Here is a 17,267-nt window from a genome sequence, read left to right on the forward strand (position 1 = left end):
GCGTTGCCGGTCCCCGCCGCGCCGCCTCACGCCGCCTCACGCCGCCTGCGAGCCGCGGTGCGCCCAGCCGGTGGTGTGGCGCTCGATCCAGCTGAAGAGCTCATACATCAGCATCGCCATCACGCCGACGACGATCAGGCCGGCGAACGCCAGCCCCATCTGCATCGCCGAGCCGGCCGAGATCAGCAGGTAGCCGATGCCCTCGTTGGCCGCGGTCATCTCCGACACCGTGGTGCCGACGAAGGCCAGCGTGATGGCCACCTTCAGCGAGCCGAAGAAATAGGGGAGCGAGCGCGGCAGGCCGACCTTGGTCAGCACGTCCCAGCGGCGCGCGCCCAGCACCCGCAGCACGTCCTCCAGCTCCGGCTCCAGCGTCGCCAGCCCCGTGGCGATGTTGACCATGATCGGAAAGAAGCTGATCAGGAACGCCGTCAGGATCGCCGGCCCGATGCCGATGCCGAACCACACCACCAGGATCGGCACGAAGGCGGCCTTGGGCAGCGCGTTGAAGGCCGTCATCAGTGGGTAGAGCGCGGCGTAGGCCAGCCGCGAGCTGCCGATCAGGAAGCCCAGCAGCACGCCGACGACGATGGCGATCGCAAAGCCCGCCATCGTCACCCAGAAGGTGCGCCAGGCGTGCTGCGCGATGGCGCCGCGGTGCTCGACGAGCTGCTCGGCGATGCGCGCGGGGCTCGGAAAGATGAATTCCGACACTCCCAGCCCCGAGCAGATCACCTGCCACAGGATCAGAATCGCGCCGAGCAGCAGCCACGGCGCCCAGCGTTCGGCGGTCTTGCGATGGGCCATCGTCCGGCGTCCTTTTTCGTTTCGGGGGGCTTCACTGCGGCAGCGCGCTGCCCTGGCGGCGCAGCGCGCCGATGTGGCCGCGCAGCTCGTGCACGATGTCGGTGAACTCGGCGCTGTAGGTCACTTCCAGCTCGCGCGGACGCGGCAGCGGGATGTCGCGCCGCACGATGAAGCGGCCCGGGCTCTTGCTCATGCAGTAGACGGTGTCGGCCAGGAACACCGCCTCGCGCAGGTCGTGCGTGACCAGGATCACGTTGAAGCGCTGCGCCTGCCACAGGTCGCGCAGCGTGCACCACAGCTCCTCGCGCGTGAAGGCGTCCAGCGCGCCGAACGGCTCGTCCAGCAGCAGCATCTGGGGCTCGTGGATCAGCGCGCGGCAGATGCTGGCGCGCTGCTGCATGCCGCCGGAGAGCTCCCACGGATACTTGCGCTCGTAGCCACCCAGGCCGACCGACTGCAGCAGCTTCAGCGCCCGCGCCTCGAACTCGGCACGGCGCTGGCGGAACTGGCTGCGGTACGGCTCGACGATCTCCAGCGGCAGCAGCACGTTGTCCAGCGTGGTGCGCCACGGCAGCAGCGAAGGCGCCTGAAACGCCATCCCGGAGATCTTCAGCGGCCCGCTGACGCGCTGGCCGTCGACCCAGATGCTGCCGCGGCTGGGGGGCTTGAGCCCCGTGGCCAGCTTCATGAACGTGCTCTTGCCGCAGCCGGAGGGGCCGACGATGGCGATGAAGGCGCCGCGCGGCACCTGCAGGTCGATGGCCTCGACCGCGAACTGGCCGCGCGCGAGCAGCTCGTCGTTGTAGGCGAGCCAGACGTCGCGGAACTCGATGAACGGGGCGGTGTCGGTCATGGGCGCAGCGTCCGCACTTCAGCCGCGCGCGCGCGGGAACACGTCCAGCGCCTGCGCCGGCGGCAGCAGCGCCGAGGTCCACACCGCACCCGGATCGACGCGCGTGCGGGTGCCGTAGGCGTCGGAGATCTGCGAGGCCATCAGCGCCAGCCGGCCCGGCACCACCTGGCCGAAGCCCTCGCGCAGCGCGTCCGGTGACATCACGACCGAGTCCAGCGCCAGCTTCAGGCGGCGCCGCTCCAGCTCGACGTTGATGATGGCGTCGCGCTGCTTGACGAACTCGATCGCCGCATCCGGCTGCGCCAGCACCTCGCGCACGCCGCGCGCCAGCGCGGTCAGGAACGCCGTCACCGCCGCCGGCCGCTCGCGCACCAGCTTCGGCGAGGCGATGATGGCGTTGCCGTAGAGCCGCACCCCGTGCTCCGCGTACGGCATGATGACCACCTCGTCGGGCTTGACGCCGCGCGCCTCCAGGTTCAGCAGCGAGGTGAACGAAAAGCCGGTGATCGCATCGACGTCGCCGCGCACCAGCATCGTCTCGCGCAGCGGCGGATCCATCGTGACCCAGGTGACCTGGCCGACGCCGTTGGCCTTCTGGAAGATCGGAAACGCCTTGCGGCCGGCGTCGAAGACCGGCGCCCCCATGCGCTTGCCGGTGAGGTCGGCGGGCCTGGCGATGCCGGATTTCTTCAGCGCCAGCACCGCCGCCGGCGTGTTGTTGTAGACCATCATCACCGCCAGCGGCTTGTTGGGCGCGTCCGGGTTGTTGGCGTGGAATTCCATCAGCGCCGCCATGTCCGCGAAGCCCATGTCGTACGTGCCGGAGGCCACCCGCTGCACCGCCGCGGCCGATCCGGTGCCGGCGTCGATCGTCACGTCCAGCCCCGCGTCGCGGAAGTAGCCCTTGGCGGCGGGCAGCAGGAACAGCGCCGAGGGGCCCTCGAAGCGCCAGTCGAGCTGGAACTTGATCGGCAGGTTCTGCGCGCGCGCCAGGTCGGGCAGGGCGCAGGCGGCGGCCAGTGCCGCGCCGTGTTTCAGGAAGGATCGCTTGTCCATGAGGCTGCTCCTGGGTGGAAAGGCGTGTGCCGGACGCAGAGGAAGCAATTCCGATGCCAACGGCGCCGACGGCTCAAGCCGTCGTTTCGTGTGCAAAACTGTATACAGATGCCCCATGGACGCAACCCCGGGCAAACCCGGTGCCCCGCGCAGGTGCGCGCGTGCACCAACGCGGACACGGACGATCTGCGGGGTCCGTTGAGGCGGACGCCGGATGCCGTGATGCGGTACGATTTCCGCCATGCGCACCACGCTCGATCTGGAACCTGACGTGCTGGCAGCCGCCCGCGAGTTGGCCCGTCAGCAGCGCGTCCCGATCGGGCGGGTGATCTCCAGCCTGGCCCGCCAGGCGCTGCGGGAGCAACGGATGCCGGGCGTGGCCCGGACCGCCGAACCCTTGGCGGGGTTCGAACCCTTTCCCCCCAGGGGCAGGGCAGTGACCAACGACATCATCGACCGGTTGCGCGAAGGCGGTCCGATCTGATGCGCAGCCTGCTCGACGTCAACGTCCTGATCGCGCTGCTGGATGCCGGGCATGTCGACCACGCAGTGGCACGCGACTGGCTGCAACGTCATCTGGATTCAGGTTGGGCATCGTCGCCGCTGACGCAAAACGCCTGCGTCCGCATCATGTCGCAGCCGGTCTACCCCGCGCCGCTGCCGGCATCGGAGGTGGCGCGCCGGTTGGCCCGCGCCGTCGAACATCCGACGCACCGCTTTCTTGCCGACGACTACAGCCTGCTGGATGACGCAGCCGTCGTCTGGGGTCGGGTGCAAGGCCATCGCCAGATCACCGACCTGTACCTGCTCGGGCTGGCCGTACGGCATGGCTGCCGTTTCGTCACGTTCGATGCACGCATTGACCGCCACGCCGTGCCGGGAGCGACGGCCCGCCACTTGGTGGTGCTCACCTCGGCTGCACGGTCGGGCTCAGCCTGACGTCGCCAGCAGGTCGCGCAGCGTGCGCGCCACCACGCGCGTGGCGCCGTGCAGGTCCGACAGGCGCAGGTTCTCGTCGGCGCGCTTGGCGTTGGACTCCAGCACGGTGTGCGGGCCGGCGCCGTAGATCACGCCCGGGATGCCGCGCTCGGCGTAGAGCCGCACGTCGGTGTAGAGCGGCGTGCCGACGGCGGGGATGTCCTCGTCGAAGACGGCGCGCGCGTGGCGCTGCAGCGCCGCCACCAGCGGCTGCTGGCCCGGCAGCGGCTTGAGCGCGTGCGCCAGCAGCAGGCGGCGCACCTCCACGCGCACGTCGCGTCCGCCGCGCGGCGGTGCCCAGCTCGCGGCGGCTTCGGCGATGACGGCGCGCAGCCGCGCCTCCACCTCGGCCGGATCTTCTTCCGGGATCATGCGTCGGTCCAGCCGCAGCGTGACGCGGCCCGGCACCACGTTGGTGTTGGTGCCGCCCTCGATCCAGCCGACGTTGAGGTAGGGGTGGGTGATGCCGGGGATGGCCGAGCGCACCTGCAGGTAGTCGCGGTTGAGCGCGTAGAGCGCCTGCAGGATGTGCGTGGCGGCCTGCAGCGCGTCGGTGGCACTGTCAGGGATGGCGGCGTGGCCCATGGTGCCGTGCACCGTCACCTCCAGCTGCAGGCAGCCGTTGTGCGCCACCACCACCTGATGCGAAAAACCCGCCGCGATGAGCAGATCGGGCCGGGTCAGGCCCTGGCGCAGCAGCCAGCCGGGACCCAGCTCGCCGCCGAATTCCTCGTCGTAGGTGAAGTGCAGCTCCACCGTGCCGCGCAGCGGCGTGCCCAGCGCCTCCAGCGCGCGCAGCGCGAACGCGTAGGTGGCGAAGTCGCTCTTGCTGACCGCGGCGGCGCGGCCCCAGATGCGCCCGTCGGCGACCTCGCCGCCGTAGGGGTCGCGCGTCCAGCCTTCGCCGGGCGGCACCACGTCGCCGTGGGCGTTGAGCGCGATCGTCGGGCCGGGGCCGAAGCGGCGGCGCACGATGAGGTTGGTGATCGAGGTCAGCCCGGCAGCGCGCACCTCCTCCGGCGGCACCGGGTGGCGCTCCACCGTCCAGCCCCAGCGCTGCAGCCACTCGGCGGTGGCCAGCGCGTGCGGGGCGTTGTCACCGGGCGGGGTGTCGGTGGGGATGCGGATCAGCGCCTGCAGGAAGCGCACCTGCTCGTCGAAGTGCGCGGCGATCCAGGCATCGAGCCGGGCGTGGTCAGGGTGGGGCGCGTCGTGGGCGGTCATGCAAGCTCCTCGGCCCAGTCGTGCAGCAGCCGCCGCAGCGCCTGCGCGGCCAGGTCGATGTCGTGCGCAGTGCTGGACTCCAGCGGGTGATGGCTGATGCCGAGCTGTTCGCCGCGCACGAACAGCATCGCCTGCGGCATGACGCGGTGCAGCATCATCGCGTCATGGCCGGCGCCGCTGGGCAGCTCCACCACCGGCAGGCCCAGCGCCGCCACCGCCCGCGCCCAGCGCGCGCGCAGGCCGGGGTCGCACGGCGCGGCGCTGGCGCGCAGCGTCTCCTCGAGGGTCAGGCGCAGGCCGCGGCGCTGCGCGATCGTCTCGGCCTCGGCGCGCACCTGCTCGAGCAGCGCGTCGCGCTGCCCGTCGCTGGGGGCGCGCAGGTCGAGCGTGAAGCTGCAGCGGCCCGGCACGACGTTGATCGAGCCACCCGGCACCTCGGCCATGCCGACGGTGCCGACCGCCGGTGGCTGCGCGCGCGCCAGCCGCTCCACCGCCAGCGCCAGCTCCGCCAGGCCCAGCAGCGCGTCGCGCCGCGCGTCCATCGGCGTGGTGCCGGCGTGGCAGGCCAGGCCGTCGAAGGCGCCGCGGGCGCGCACGCTGGCGTTGATGGAGGTGACGACGCCCAGCGGCGCCTCGCGCCGCGCCAGCACCGGCCCCTGCTCGATGTGCACTTCCAGGTAGCCCAGGTAGCGCGCCGGGTCGCGGCGCAGCGCGGCGATCGCCTCCATCGTGCCGGGCAGCCCGGCGGCCAGCATCGCCTCGCGCAGCGTCACGCCGTGCGCGTCACGTGCCTGCAGCCACGCCGGATCGAACGCGCCGACCAGCGCGCCGGAGCCGAGGAACGTGACCGGAAAGCGCTGCCCTTCCTCCTCGGCGAAGCCGACCAGCTCCAGCGCGAACGGCAGCCGCCGGCCCAGGCGGTGCAGCTCGCGCACCACCTCCAGCACCAGCACGATGCCGAGCCGCCCGTCGTAGCGCCCGGCGTTGCGCACCGTATCGTAGTGCGAGCCGAGCAGCAGCCGCGGCGCATCCGCATGCTTGCCGTGATAGACGCCGACCACGTTGCCGACGGCATCCAGGCCCGCCTCGTCGAAGCCGGACTCGCGCATCCACGCCAGCAGGGTGCGCGCGCACGCCTGGTGCGCCGGGGTCAGGTAGGTGACGGTGAGCTGGCCGGCCTCGGCCCACGGCGGCTCGCTGTGGCGGGCGAGCTCGGCCAGGGCATCCCAGACACGCTGACCCAGCGCCGGCGGCTCACCGAAGCGGTCGCTCAGGCGCAGCTCGGCGATGCGGTGGATCTGGCGCAGGCACTCGGCGCGCTCCTCGTCGGCGGGCTGCTCGAGCCGGCGCTCGAGCGCCGCGATGATCTCGTGCCGCGTCAGGCCGCGCCCGTGCGGGCCGCGCACCGCCAGGATGAACGGGTGGCCGAAGCGCGCCCGGTAGGCGGCGTTGAGCGCGTGCAGGCGCTCGAATTCCTCCGGCGTGCAGTGTGTCAGGCCTGCCCGGCTCTGTTCGTCGGTGGAGGCGGCGGTGAGCGTGCCGGCGATCATGGCCTTGCCGGCCAGTTCCGGATGGGCGCGGATCAGCGCCAGCTGCTGCTCGGCGCTGGCCTGCCGCACGGCGGCCACCATCGCCTGCTGCAGGGTCGCCAGCGTCGCAAACGGGCGCTGCGCCAGCGCGCGCTCGGCCACCCACGGGGAGTGCTCGTAGATGCCGTCCAGCATGGCCAGCGCCTGCGGCAGCGGCGCGCGGTTGAGCTCGTCCAGCGTCGGGGTAGTCATGGCAGCGGCGGGGCGGGGTGCACCCGCTTCCAGTGGCGGGCGATGTCGATGCGGCGGCAGATCCAGACGCGGTCGTGCCGCTCCAGGTGGTCGAGGAAGCGCTGCAGCGCCACGATGCGCCCGGGCCGCCCGAGCAGCCGGCTGTGCATGCCGATGCTCATCATGCGCGGCGTCTCGGCCCCTTCGGCGTAGAGCGCGTCGAAGGTGTCGCGCATGTACTGAAAGAACGGGTCGGCGTGCGAGTAGCCCTGCGGCAGCGCAAAGCGCATGTCGTTGCAGTCCAGGGTGTAGGGCACCACCAGGTGCATGACGTCGGTGCCGTCGCTGCGGCGCACCTTCATCCACAGCGGCAGGTCGTCGCCGTAGTAGTCGCTGTCGTACTCGAAGCCGCCGTGATCGACCACCAGCCGGCGCGTGTTGGGGCTGTCGCGCCCGGTGTACCAGCCGGCGGGAGGCTGGCCGGTCAGCTCGCGGATCGCCTCGACGCACTGCCGCAGGTGGGCGCGCTCGGTGGCCTCGTCGATCTGCTGGTAATGGATCCAGCGCCAGCCGTGCGCGGCGATCTCGTGCCCCAGCTCGACGAAGGCGGCGGTGAGCTCCGGCGTGCGCTTGAGCGCCATGCCGACGCCGAACACCGTCAGCGGCAGCGCGCGCCGCTCGAACTCGCGCAGGATGCGCCAGGCGCCCACGCGCGCGCCGTATTCGTAGATGCTTTCCATGCTGAGGTGGCGCGCCGGGTAGCTGGCCGGGTTGAACAGCTCCGACAGGAACGTCTCGGAGCCGGCGTCGCCGTGCAGCACGCAGTTTTCGCCGCCTTCCTCGTGGTTCAGCACGAACTGCACCGCCACGCGCGCACCGCCGGGCCACTGCGGATCGGGCGGGTTGCGTCCGTAGCCGCGCAGGTCGCGCGGGTAGGCGGCGGTGGTGTCGTAGATCGGCGTCATGCGCGCAGCTCCTGCAGCGCCACGGTCACGTCGGGGGAGGGGGTGGGGCGGTCCAGCGCCAGCCCTTCCTCCACGTGGCGCAGGTGGTCGTCCAGCAACGCGGCGGCGCGCTCGGCGTCGCGCGCGGCCAGCGCCTCGACGATCGCCTCGTGCTCGTCGTGCGAATGGGCCGCGGCGCGCTCGCTCTGGAACATCAGCGCCACCAGCGAGCAGCGCGCCAGCAGGTCGTCCAGCAGCTCGGCCAGCACCAGGTTGCCGCTGCAGCGCGCCAGCAGCACGTGGAAGTCGCCCAGCAGCTGGGTGCGCACCGGCACGTCGCGCCCGGCCAGCGCCGCCGCCTCGCGCCGCACGTGCTGGCGCAGCGCGCGCAGCTGGCTGGGGGTGAGCGTGCCGGCCAGCTCGCGCACCAGCGCCCCTTCCAGCGTGCGCCGCACCGCGAACACCTCGCGCGCCTCGCGCGCCGACGGGGTGGCCACGAAGGCGCCGCGCGCCGGCTCCAGCCGCACCAGCCGGCGCTGCGCCAGCTGGTGCAGCGCCTGCCGCACCAGCGTGCGCGAGACGCCGAAGTGCGCCGCCAGCCGCTGCTCGGCCAGCTTGGCACCGGGCTGCAGCCGCTGCTCGACGATGGCGCGTGTCAGCGCCTCGACGATGGTGGCGGTGGTCGTCACGGTCATGCCGTGCATGATAGCGCGCCGGCTTCGGACTGTATACACTCGAGTGCGCAAACGACCTGGAGGGTTGCAATGGGACTGACCACCCACGTGCTCGACACCGCCCACGGCTGCCCGGCCGCGGGGCTGCGCGTGACGCTGCAGCGCTGGAACGGCACGACGCTGCAGACGTTGCGCAGCGTCACGCTCAACGACGACGGGCGCAATCCGGACGGCCCGCTGCTGGACGGCGCCGCGCTGCAGGCCGGGCGCTACCGGCTGGAGTTCGAGGTCGCGGCCTACTTCCGCGCGCGCGGCGTGGTGCTGCCGGAGCCACCGTTCCTCGACCGCGTGGCGATCGATTTCGGCGTGGCCGACCCCGGGGCGCACTACCACGTGCCGCTGCTGGTGAGTCCCTGGAGCTATGCCACCTACCGCGGCTCCTGAGTCGCCGCCAGTGATGGGCAGCGAGGCCGACTTCCAGGCGCTGCAGGCGCTGCTGCGCGCCGGCCCCGTGGAGCTGGTGCGCGTGCAGCGCGTGGCCGGCTCCGCCCCGCGCGAGCCCGGTGCGTGGATGGCCGTCGGCACGGGCGGCTTGGTCGGCACCATCGGCGGCGGCCACCTGGAGTGGCAGGCGCAGGCGCACGCCCGTGCGCGGCTGCAGCAGCCTTGCCCCGGGCCGGAGGAGCGGCGCGTGGCGCTCGGGCCGACACTCGGGCAATGCTGCGGCGGCGTGGTGTGGCTGGCGTTCGAGCGGCTGGAGGTGCCCGCCGACGCCGAGGCGCGGCGCGCGCAGCTGGTGGCGCCGGCCATGCCGGTGGCGCTGTTCGGCGCCGGCCATGTCGGGCGCGCGCTGGTAGCGGCGCTCGCCCCGCTGCCGTTTGCGCTGCGCTGGATCGACGCCCGCGAGCCCCAGGACTGGTGGCCCGCCGGTCCGGTGGCGGGCCTCGAGCCGGAGCCGCTCGATCCGCCCGCGGACGCGGTGCCGGCGCTGCCGTCAGGCAGCGCGGTGCTGGTGATGACGCACCGCCACGACCTCGACCTCGCCATCGTCGAAGCCTGCCTGCAGCGCCGCCGTGCCCGGGACGATTTGCCGTTCATCGGCCTGATCGGCAGCCGCAGCAAATGGGCGTCGTTCACGCGGCGGCTGCGCGCGCGCGGCTGGAGCGAGGAGGAGCTCACCGCCGTCACCTGCCCGATCGGCCTGCCGGGCATCCCCGGCAAGCAGCCGGCGGTGATCGCGGCCTCGGTGGCGGCGCAGCTGCTGCAGATTGCATACACTTTGCACTGGAATGTCGCAGCGGCGCCCGCCCCGAACGGGAGCGGAGGTGGCGGCACTTGAGGCGGCCCACAGCGCCCGCGGTGGTGGGCCGCCCTGGAGTGGCAAGTCATGGAAGCCTACCTGATCGACTGGGCGGGGGTGCTGCTGCGCTGGCTGCACGTGGTGGCCGCCATCGCCTGGATCGGCTCGTCGTTCTACTTCGTCTTTCTCGACAACAACCTGCTCAAGCCCACCGATCCGGTGCTCCTCGAGCGCGGTGTCGATGGCGCCATGTGGGCGGTGCACGGCGGCGGCTTCTACCACCCGCAGAAATACCTCGTCGCCCCGCCGCGCATCGACTCCAAGCTGCACTGGTTCTACTGGGAAAGCTACACCACGTGGCTGAGCGGCTTTGCGTTGCTGGCGGTCAGCTACCTCTGGCACGCCGAGGTGTATCTGGTCGATCCGGCGCGCATGGACTGGAGCCCGGCGCTGGCCGGGGCGGTCGCGGTCGGCCTGCTGGTGGCGTTCTGGCTGGTCTATGACCTGACCTGCCGCCTGGCGGGCGTCGGCCCGCGCGCCGACCGGCTGATCGCCGCGGTGATGCTGGCGGTGGTGGCCGGTGCGTGCTGGCTGGTCACCACGCTCTACCCCGGGCGGGCGGCGTTTTTGCTGGTGGGGGCGATGCTGGCCACCGCGATGAGCGCCAACGTGCTGTTCTGGATCATCCCGGGCCAGCGCAAGGTGGTGGCGGCGCTGACCAGTGGCCAGCCGGTCGACCGCGCGGCGCTGGCGATCCACGGCCAGCGCGGCAAGCAGCGCAGCGTGCACAACACCTACTTCACGCTGCCGGTGCTGTTCGCGATGCTGAGCAACCACTGGCCCATGCTGACCGGCGCCGAGCACAGCGCCGCCGTGCTGTTCGCGATGATGCTGGGCGGCGCGTTGATCCGGCAGTATTTCGTGCAGCGGCACGGCTACAAGCTCGGCCGCGCGCCGAACCCGCTGCCGTGGGCGCTGGCCGGGGCGGCGATCATCGTCGCGGTGATCGTCGCACTGGCGCCACGGCCTGACGCCGCGGTGGCTACGCCTGTACCCCCCGCCGGAGCGGCCGCGACCTCCGGCGTCACGATCCAGGCGCTGGTGCAGCGCCACTGCCTCGCCTGCCACGCCGGCGAGGCCGCGATGAAGGGTGTGCGCCTGGACAGCCCCGCGGCGCTGCGCGCCCACGCCGCCGCGATCCACCAGCAGGTGGCCGTCACGCGCCAGATGCCGCTGAACAACGCCACCGGCATGACCGAAGCCGAGCGCGCCGCCGTGGCGGCGTGGTTCCGCGCCGGGGCGCCGGTGGAGTAGCTTCCAACAAGGCGAAGGGACGTCTGCCCGGGTTTTCCGTGAATTCCGGCAGATATCGACGGGCTCCCGAAGCGAGCAGGCCCCCGCGGGTCGGACGTTGTTGGCGGAAGTGGAGGGATTCGAACCCCCGAACCCTTGCGGGTTGCCGGTTTTCAAGACCGGTGCCTTCAACCACTCGGCCACACTTCCCGGATGCGTGGGCAGATTGTAGCGATGGGATCCTGGCGGGCCGCATGAAGCGGACGACGCCCGTGTCAGAAAAAGCCTGACACGCGAAACGGCGCGTTGCCGACTCTAGTGGCGCGCAGGGCTACCTACAGTGAAGACGTCGAGCTTTACTGTCACAGGAGTGCCCGATGCAAGCCCCATCGTCCGCTGAAACGTCCGTGTCGTTCCGCCCCGCCGCCGGGGGCTGGTATGCCGTGCCGCTGTTCTCCACCGAGCCGCTGGCCGTGCGCCACACGCGCCGCGAGCGTCTGCCGTTCCGCGTGCGCGTCGCTGCGGGCGACGATGACCTGCGGCGCGTGGCGCACCTGCGCTACGACGCCTACGCGCGCCACCTGCCGGCGGCGCTGACGCAAGGGCTGCTGCAGCCCGATCCGCTGGATCGCGAGCCGGGTGTAGCGGTGCTGATGGCCGAGTCCAAGGTCGACGGCGAGCTGCTTGGCACGCTGCGGATCCAGACCAACCGCCACCGGCCGCTGGTGCTGGAGCAGTCGTACACGCTGCCGGCGGAGATGGCGCAGGCGCCCTGCGCCGAGGTGACGCGGCTGGCGGTGGCGCAGCAGGCCGAGAGCCGCCTGGTCAAGACGGTGCTGCTGAAGGCCGCCTACCTGTGGTGCGAGCGGCAGGGCGTGCGCTACGTGCTGGTGACGGCGCGCTCGCCGCTGGATCGGCAGTACGCGCGGCTGATGTTTCGCGACGTCGACCCCGCGCAGGGTTTCGTGCCGTTGGCGCACGTGTTCGGGCTGCCGCACCGCGTGATGTATTGCGACATCGGCCGCGCACGCCACGACGGCGCGGGCCACCCGCTGTACCCGTTCTGGTTCGAGACCGATCACCCCGACATCGACCTGGGGGATGAGGCCGGTGCCGACGTCGGCTCCCCGAGCACCAGGTCCACGTCGGACAGCTCGTCCTCCGGGGGTTGGGTGTTGAGGTAGTCGTGCAGCCGGGCGTCGCTGATGAAGTCGGCGCCGCTGCGGGCCTGCAGCACCTGCTCGGGCGCGACCGGGCGCGACAGCGCCCAGCCCTGCACGTAGTCGACGCCGATCTCGGCCAACGTCTCCACGGTCTCGAAGTCCTCGGCCCATTCGGCGATCGTCTTCATGCCGAGGTTCTGCGCCAGGCTGACGATGGCCTCGACGATGGCCACGTTGGCCGGGTGGCGGTTCATGTTGACGATGAAGCTGCCGTCGATCTTCAGGATGTCGGCCGGCAGGTCCTTCAGGTACGAGAACGAGGTGTAGCCGGCGCCGAAGTCGTCCAGCGCCACCCGCGCGCCGTGGCTGCGCACGCGGTCGATGAAACGGCGCGTGTTGCCGATGTCGTGCAAGGCGACGCTTTCGGTGATTTCCAGGCACAGCCTTGGCGTGACCGCGCGGTGCTGTTCCAGTATCGCGTAGGCGTCCTGGATGAAGCGCTCGTCGTTGAGCGAGGCGCCGCTCAGATTGAGGCAGACGAACTGGTTCGGCGGCAGGTGCTCGCGCTGCTCGCTGAGCCACTGCAGCGTGCTGCGCAGCACCCAGCGGTCGATCGTGCTCATGCAGCCGGCGTGCTCGGCGGCGCGCAGGACGCGGTCGGTGGGCACGCGGCCGCCGTGCTCGTCGCGCATGCGCAGCAGCACCTCGACGTTGAGCGAACGGTGCGGGTGGCGCAGCGAAATGATCGGCTGCATCTCGAGGTACAGCCCCTCGATTTCCTGGCCGGCGGCCAGCCGCTCCACCAGGCGCATTTCGGCTTCGTGCTCCTGGAAGGCGCGCGCGCCGTGCTCGTAGACCACCAGCCCGGTGGTCGGGCTGCGCTTGGCCTCGCGGCAGGCGCGGTCGGCGGTGGCCACGACGTCCTTGGCCGTGGCGCCCGGCGCAACCTCGACCAGACCGATGGAGCCGCGTACCTGGAAGGCGCGCTCACCGACGGCGTACGGCTCGCTGGCCAGCCGCATCAGGATGTCGCGGCACACCGTCTCGGCACGGTGCAGCGGCGTGTCCAGCATCACCAGCAGGAACTCGTCGCCGCCCACGCGGCCGAGGTACATGTGGGAGGCCAGCGGCGCCTGCGCGCGCTCGCACACCTGCTGCAGCACGGCGTCGCCGGCCGGATGGCCGTATAGATCGTTGATCAGCTTGAAGCGGTCCAGGTCCAGGTAGGCCACGGCCAGCGGCTTGCCGCGACGCAGGCGCTGCAGGCCGCGACCCAGACACGCCTCGATGCCGCGGCGGTTGAGCACGCGCGTCAGTGGGTCGTGATCCGCCAGGAACTGCAGGTGCTCGTGCGCGAGCACCTTGTCGGTGATGTCCTGCAGCGTGCCCTCGATCTTGTCGCCGGCGCGCGCGGCGCGCACCAGGAAGCGCCGCACCCCGCCGTCGCCGGTGTTCAGGCGGGTTTCGAATTCGATCGTGCGGCCGGGTTCCTCGGCCGCCAGCTGCCCCCAGTCGGTCTGCGGAAACAGATCGGACCAGGTGTGGTGCTCCGGCTCCAGGGGGCGCTGCAGCAGCGCCTGCAGCGCCGGGTTGGCGCTCAGCAGCCGCCCCTGCGCATCCAGCGTGAACAGGCCGATCGGCAGGAAGTCGAACGTGTGCTGCAGCTCGGCTTGCAGCGCCAGGCGCTGCTCGTGCTCGACCCGGAACTGCTCGGCGATGGCCAGCGAGGCCAGCAGGCTGGAGGCCAGCGCCGCGGTGACGCTGTTGACCAGGCCCAGCAGGCCTTTCAGTCCGAGCGCGGCGGCGATCACCTCGTAGACGCTGGCCAGCAGCGCCACCGCCATCGCCGCGGCGTACCAGACCGCCGCGCGCGAGCGTGTGCGCACGAGGATCGCCGCCAGCGCGTGCCCCAGCACCAGCACGCCCAGCGCGGTGGCCAGCCAGATCACCGGCAGGAAGAACCGGTACGGCAGCAGCAGCGCCGCCCCCAGCACCGGCAGGCATGCCACCACCACCCAGCGCACCTGGCGCAGGGTACCGGTGCGCTGCAGGTCGGCCTCGAACAGGTGGCGAAACAGCACGACCGTGGCCGTGGAGTACAGCGCCAGCGTCAGCTTGCGCAGCAGCGTCAGCCAGTCGGCCGGCACCAGCAGCCCCAGCCACTGATAGTCCCAGCCGGCCGACAGCGCCGCCATGCGCTGGTTGATGACCAGCCAGGCGGCGAAGATCAGGTAGTTGCGCTCGCGGTTGATCAGGCCGGCCACCAGCGTGAACAGCGCCAGCAGCAGCAAGCCCCCGTCGAGCCAGCCGGCGTTGCGGTGAAAGCGTCGCTCCAGCTCCTGCAGCGTCGTGGCCGGCACGGCGTGCACCGTCAGGCGCCCGGGGCCGGTGAAGCGGGCCTGGCAGACCACGCTGGCGGGCCAGGGGTGCGTCTCCAGCACGAAGCCGGCACGCGACGGCCGCAGCGCACCGCTGGCCTCCGCGGTGCGGCGCGTGCGGTCGATGGCGCCGAGCGGCTGCTGCGTCTGCGCGTCCCAGCACCGCAGCGCCGTGGCGTGGCGCGAGGGGAAATCCAGCGCGCCGCCATCGTCGCGCAGCGATGCGGGCACGTCGATCCAGACCCACAGCGGCTGCTCGGAGAGGCGGGTATCGAACGCTTCGGAGGGCGGGAGGGCCTGCAGCGCGGGCGTCACGCTCGCCAGCTCGCGCCCCGGCTCGGTGAACAGCGCGCGCACCGGCACGCGCGGCAGCGCCTCCTCGCTGGAGGCGAACTCCTCCGGCCAGCGCCACAGCGCCAGCGCGGTCAGGACGGCCAGCAGGACCGGCACCAGGTACGCCGTGAACGCCTGCAGCCAGCGTTCGATCCGCACCACCCAGGCAGGGGAGGCGGTATCGACGGGCGGGGAGGCGGTCGTCATGGAGGACTGGCGTGGCGGCTGGACGTGGGCTCCCTGATCATGGTCGCATTCGATGGCGTTGCGTGCGGCGATTATGCGTCCGAAAGGCGGGACGCGGTGTGACACACTTGCGGTCATGGAGGACGCTGAAGCGCTGGCGCAACGTGCGCTGGACCAGTTCGACGGCCTGATCGCGCAGGGCGGCGGGCTGCGGCCGCGCGCCGGCCAGCGCGCGATGGCGGCCTGCGTGGCCACCGCGCTGGCGCACGGCGCGCCCGGGCAGGTTGCCGCTGACGGCCAAGGACCGCGACGCCTGGCGGTGGTGGAGGCCGGCACCGGCGTCGGCAAGTCGCTGGCCTACCTGGTGCCGGCGATCACGGTGGCGCTGCAGCGCGGCACGCGGGTGGTGGTGTCGACCGCCACCGTGGCGCTGCAGGAGCAGCTGGTGCGGCAGGACCTGCCGGCGCTGGCCGCGCGGCTGCCGACGCCCTTTCGCTTCGCGCTGGCCAAGGGCCGCGGGCGCTACGTCTGTCGTCTGAAGCTGGAGCGCTGGCTCGGCGACCCGCACGGGGCCGACGCCGGCGAGGGAGACGATGACCTGCTGGCGCCGCTGGACGCCACCGGCGCGGCCGCGCGGCTGGCGTGGCTGCATGCGCGTGCCGACGACCTCGCGCACGGGCGCTGGGATGGTGAGCTCGACAGCCTGCCGCAGCCGCCCGAGCCGGCCTGGTGGGCCGCGGTGGCGGCCGATGCGGCGTCGTGCTCGGCGCGTCACTGCCCGCTCTACGGCGGCTGCGTCTACTTCGAGCGGCGCAAGGAGCTGGTCGGCGCGCAGGTCATCGTCGTCAACCACGACCTGCTGCTGGCCACGCTGGGCACGCGCCAGCTGCCCGAGCCGGACCAGTGCCTGCTGGTGCTGGACGAGGCGCACCACCTGCCAGCCACCGCGCTGGCGCAGTGGTCGTGCCGCACCGGACTGACGCGGCTGGCCTGGATCGACCAGCTCTCCAGCCGCATGCTGCGCGTGGCGCAGGAGGTGGAGTGCGACGCGGTGGCCGACGTGCCCGAGGCCGCGGCGCAGCTGCGCGCGGCGCTGCAGGAGCTGGCCCGGCTGGCGGTGCAGACCTGGGGCGGGGCGCTGCGGCACGGCGAGGAGCCGCTGCGCGTGCGCTGGCCGCTGGGACGCGTGCCGGATGGCTGGGAGGCGCCGCTGCGGCAGGGCGGGCAGGCCGCGGAGACGCTGCTGGCGGCGCTGCGGGCGCTGGGCGCCGCGCTGCGCGGGGCGATGCGCGAGCAGCCCGAGGAGGCGCGCCGGCTGGCGCAGCTGTACGCGCAGCTGGGCACGCTGGCGCCGCGGCTGGAGGCCACGAGCGACACGGTGCGCTGGCTGGCGCACGTGCCCGAGCCGGGCCAGCCGCCGCTGGCCAAGTGGCTGACGCTGGTCCCACCGGCCGCCGGCGGCGACGGCAGCGTGCGCGTGGTGGCCCACGCCAGCCCGATCCAGCCCGGTGCGCTGCTGCGCGCGCGCCTGTGGCCGCAGGTGCGCGCCGCGGTGTTGACCTCGGCCACGCTGACGGGCGGCGGCGGGCGCTTCGATTTCTTCCTGCGCGAGGCCGGGCTGGCCGACGATGCCGACGTGTCGACGCTGGCCGTCGAGAGCCCCTTCGACCACGCGCGCCAGGGCGAGCTGGTGCTGGCCGGCGTGACGGCCGACCCGCGCGACCTGCCGGCCTACCAGCAGGCGGTGCAGCAGGCGCTGCTGCGCGACCTGCCCGGCGTGCGGCAGGGGGCACTGGTGCTGTTCACCTCGCGCGCGCATCTGCGTCAGGTGGCCCAGGCGCTGCCGCCGGAGCTGCGCGAGCGCGTGCTGGTGCAGGGCGAGCTGCCGCGCGCGCAGCTGCTGCAGCGCCACCGCGAGCGCGTCGGCGCGGGACAGCCGTCGATCCTGTTCGGCCTGCAGTCGTTCGGCGAGGGGCTGGATCTGCCCGGCGCGCTGTGCGCCGACCTCTTCATCACCAAGCTGCCGTTTGCGCCGCCGGACGACCCGGTGGGCGAGGCGCGCGCCGAGTGGCTGCGCGCCAGCGGCCGCGACCCGTTCCTCGAGCTGGTGGTGCCGGCCACCGCGCTGCGGCTGCAGCAGTGGGTCGGCCGCGCCCTGCGCAGCGAGGACGACCGCGCGCGCATCGTCTGCTACGACCCGCGTTTGACGGCCACCGGCTACGGGCGCATGATGCTGGCGGGGTTGCCGCCGTTTGCGCGCCGCGTCGTCGTCCAGGGTGCGCGGGTGCCGGCCGCCGCCCCGGAAGTGGAGGCTTGAG

The 17,267-nt window shown here is 72.5% G+C and carries 15 protein-coding genes and 1 tRNA gene; 7 read left to right on the plus strand and 9 right to left on the minus strand.

The features are described from left to right. Positions 1-36: 36 nt before the first annotated feature. Genes Tsedi_RS04510 through Tsedi_RS04520 form a run of 3 tightly spaced genes read right to left on the minus strand, consistent with a single transcriptional unit; the run spans position 37 to position 2,716 of the window. Positions 37-807 (minus strand): ABC transporter permease, encoded by a 771-nt coding sequence (locus tag Tsedi_RS04510; protein ID WP_143894045.1) that lies wholly within the window; start codon positions 805-807, stop codon positions 37-39. Positions 808-838: 31 nt separating this feature from the next. Continuing rightward, positions 839-1,660 carry an ABC transporter ATP-binding protein gene (locus Tsedi_RS04515; RefSeq protein WP_143890641.1) on the minus strand — a complete coding sequence of 274 codons (822 nt, stop codon included), beginning with the start codon at positions 1,658-1,660 and terminating at the stop codon, positions 839-841. Positions 1,661-1,678: 18 nt separating this feature from the next. Then, positions 1,679-2,716, minus strand: coding sequence for an ABC transporter substrate-binding protein (locus Tsedi_RS04520; RefSeq protein WP_143894048.1), 1,038 nt, complete (start codon positions 2,714-2,716; stop codon positions 1,679-1,681). 241 nt (positions 2,717-2,957) lie between these two features. Here Tsedi_RS04520 and Tsedi_RS04525 point away from each other — a divergent pair, with 241 nt between their 5' ends. Together Tsedi_RS04525 and Tsedi_RS04530 are read left to right on the plus strand one after the other, a co-directional pair. Further along, the gene (locus Tsedi_RS04525) at positions 2,958-3,200 is read left to right on the plus strand and encodes a hypothetical protein (protein ID WP_143894050.1); all 243 of its coding nucleotides are present in this window, start codon (positions 2,958-2,960) and stop codon (positions 3,198-3,200) included. After that, positions 3,200-3,655, plus strand: coding sequence for a TA system VapC family ribonuclease toxin (locus Tsedi_RS04530; protein WP_143894052.1), 456 nt, complete (start codon positions 3,200-3,202; stop codon positions 3,653-3,655). The genes Tsedi_RS04525 and Tsedi_RS04530 overlap by 1 nt, the downstream gene beginning before the upstream one ends. On the opposite strand, the gene Tsedi_RS04535 is transcribed toward Tsedi_RS04530, so the two are convergent. Genes Tsedi_RS04535 through Tsedi_RS04550 form a run of 4 tightly spaced genes read right to left on the minus strand, consistent with a single transcriptional unit; the run spans position 3,647 to position 8,326 of the window. Then, positions 3,647-4,918, minus strand: a complete 1,272-nt coding sequence (locus Tsedi_RS04535; RefSeq protein WP_143894054.1) for a M20/M25/M40 family metallo-hydrolase — start codon at positions 4,916-4,918, stop codon at positions 3,647-3,649. The two genes, Tsedi_RS04530 and Tsedi_RS04535, sit on opposite strands and share 9 nt — an antisense overlap. Next, on the minus strand, positions 4,915-6,699 hold the full coding sequence (gene uraD / locus Tsedi_RS04540; protein WP_143894056.1) for a 2-oxo-4-hydroxy-4-carboxy-5-ureidoimidazoline decarboxylase: 1,785 nt from the start codon (positions 6,697-6,699) through the stop codon (positions 4,915-4,917). The genes Tsedi_RS04535 and uraD overlap by 4 nt, the downstream gene beginning before the upstream one ends. Beyond that, complete coding sequence (gene puuE / locus Tsedi_RS04545; protein ID WP_143894058.1) at positions 6,696-7,643, minus strand: allantoinase PuuE; 948 nt, start codon at positions 7,641-7,643, stop codon at positions 6,696-6,698. The genes uraD and puuE overlap by 4 nt, the downstream gene beginning before the upstream one ends. Then, positions 7,640-8,326, minus strand: coding sequence for a GntR family transcriptional regulator (locus Tsedi_RS04550; protein WP_425472721.1), 687 nt, complete (start codon positions 8,324-8,326; stop codon positions 7,640-7,642). Before Tsedi_RS04550 ends, puuE begins: the two co-directional genes overlap by 4 nt. A 60-nt stretch (positions 8,327-8,386) precedes the next feature. Between Tsedi_RS04550 and uraH the strand changes: the two genes are divergently transcribed. From uraH to Tsedi_RS04565, 3 genes are read left to right on the plus strand one after another with little or no spacing between them, the layout of a single operon-like run. Further along, positions 8,387-8,740 carry a hydroxyisourate hydrolase gene (gene uraH, locus Tsedi_RS04555; RefSeq protein ID WP_143894062.1) on the plus strand — a complete coding sequence of 118 codons (354 nt, stop codon included), beginning with the start codon at positions 8,387-8,389 and terminating at the stop codon, positions 8,738-8,740. Positions 8,741-8,753: 13 nt separating this feature from the next. Continuing rightward, entirely contained in the window at positions 8,754-9,635 is an 882-nt protein-coding gene (xdhC, locus tag Tsedi_RS04560; RefSeq protein ID WP_143894064.1) for a xanthine dehydrogenase accessory protein XdhC, read from the plus strand. A 48-nt stretch (positions 9,636-9,683) separates the two neighbouring features. Further along, positions 9,684-10,910: a urate hydroxylase PuuD gene (locus Tsedi_RS04565; protein ID WP_143894066.1), complete on the plus strand. Its 1,227-nt coding sequence runs from the start codon at positions 9,684-9,686 to the stop codon at positions 10,908-10,910. Between the two features lie 101 nt (positions 10,911-11,011). On the opposite strand, the gene Tsedi_RS04570 is transcribed toward Tsedi_RS04565, so the two are convergent. Beyond that, a tRNA-Ser gene (locus tag Tsedi_RS04570) sits at positions 11,012-11,099 on the minus strand. Positions 11,100-11,266: 167 nt separating this feature from the next. Here Tsedi_RS04570 and Tsedi_RS04575 point away from each other — a divergent pair. Continuing rightward, positions 11,267-12,073 carry an N-acyl amino acid synthase FeeM domain-containing protein gene (locus Tsedi_RS04575; RefSeq protein ID WP_143894069.1) on the plus strand — a complete coding sequence of 269 codons (807 nt, stop codon included), beginning with the start codon at positions 11,267-11,269 and terminating at the stop codon, positions 12,071-12,073. Here Tsedi_RS04575 and Tsedi_RS04580 read toward each other — a convergent pair. Further along, entirely contained in the window at positions 11,968-14,970 is a 3,003-nt protein-coding gene (locus Tsedi_RS04580; protein WP_143894071.1) for a putative bifunctional diguanylate cyclase/phosphodiesterase, read from the minus strand. The genes Tsedi_RS04575 and Tsedi_RS04580 overlap by 106 nt on opposite strands. A gap of 115 nt (positions 14,971-15,085) precedes the next feature. Between Tsedi_RS04580 and dinG the strand changes: the two genes are divergently transcribed. Further along, entirely contained in the window at positions 15,086-17,266 is a 2,181-nt protein-coding gene (gene dinG, locus Tsedi_RS04585; RefSeq protein WP_143894073.1) for an ATP-dependent DNA helicase DinG, read from the plus strand. The last annotated feature ends 1 nt before the right edge of the window (position 17,267 follow it).

Source organism: Tepidimonas sediminis, from assembly GCF_007556605.1.
Classification (GTDB): Bacteria; Pseudomonadota; Gammaproteobacteria; order Burkholderiales; family Burkholderiaceae_C; genus Tepidimonas; species Tepidimonas sediminis.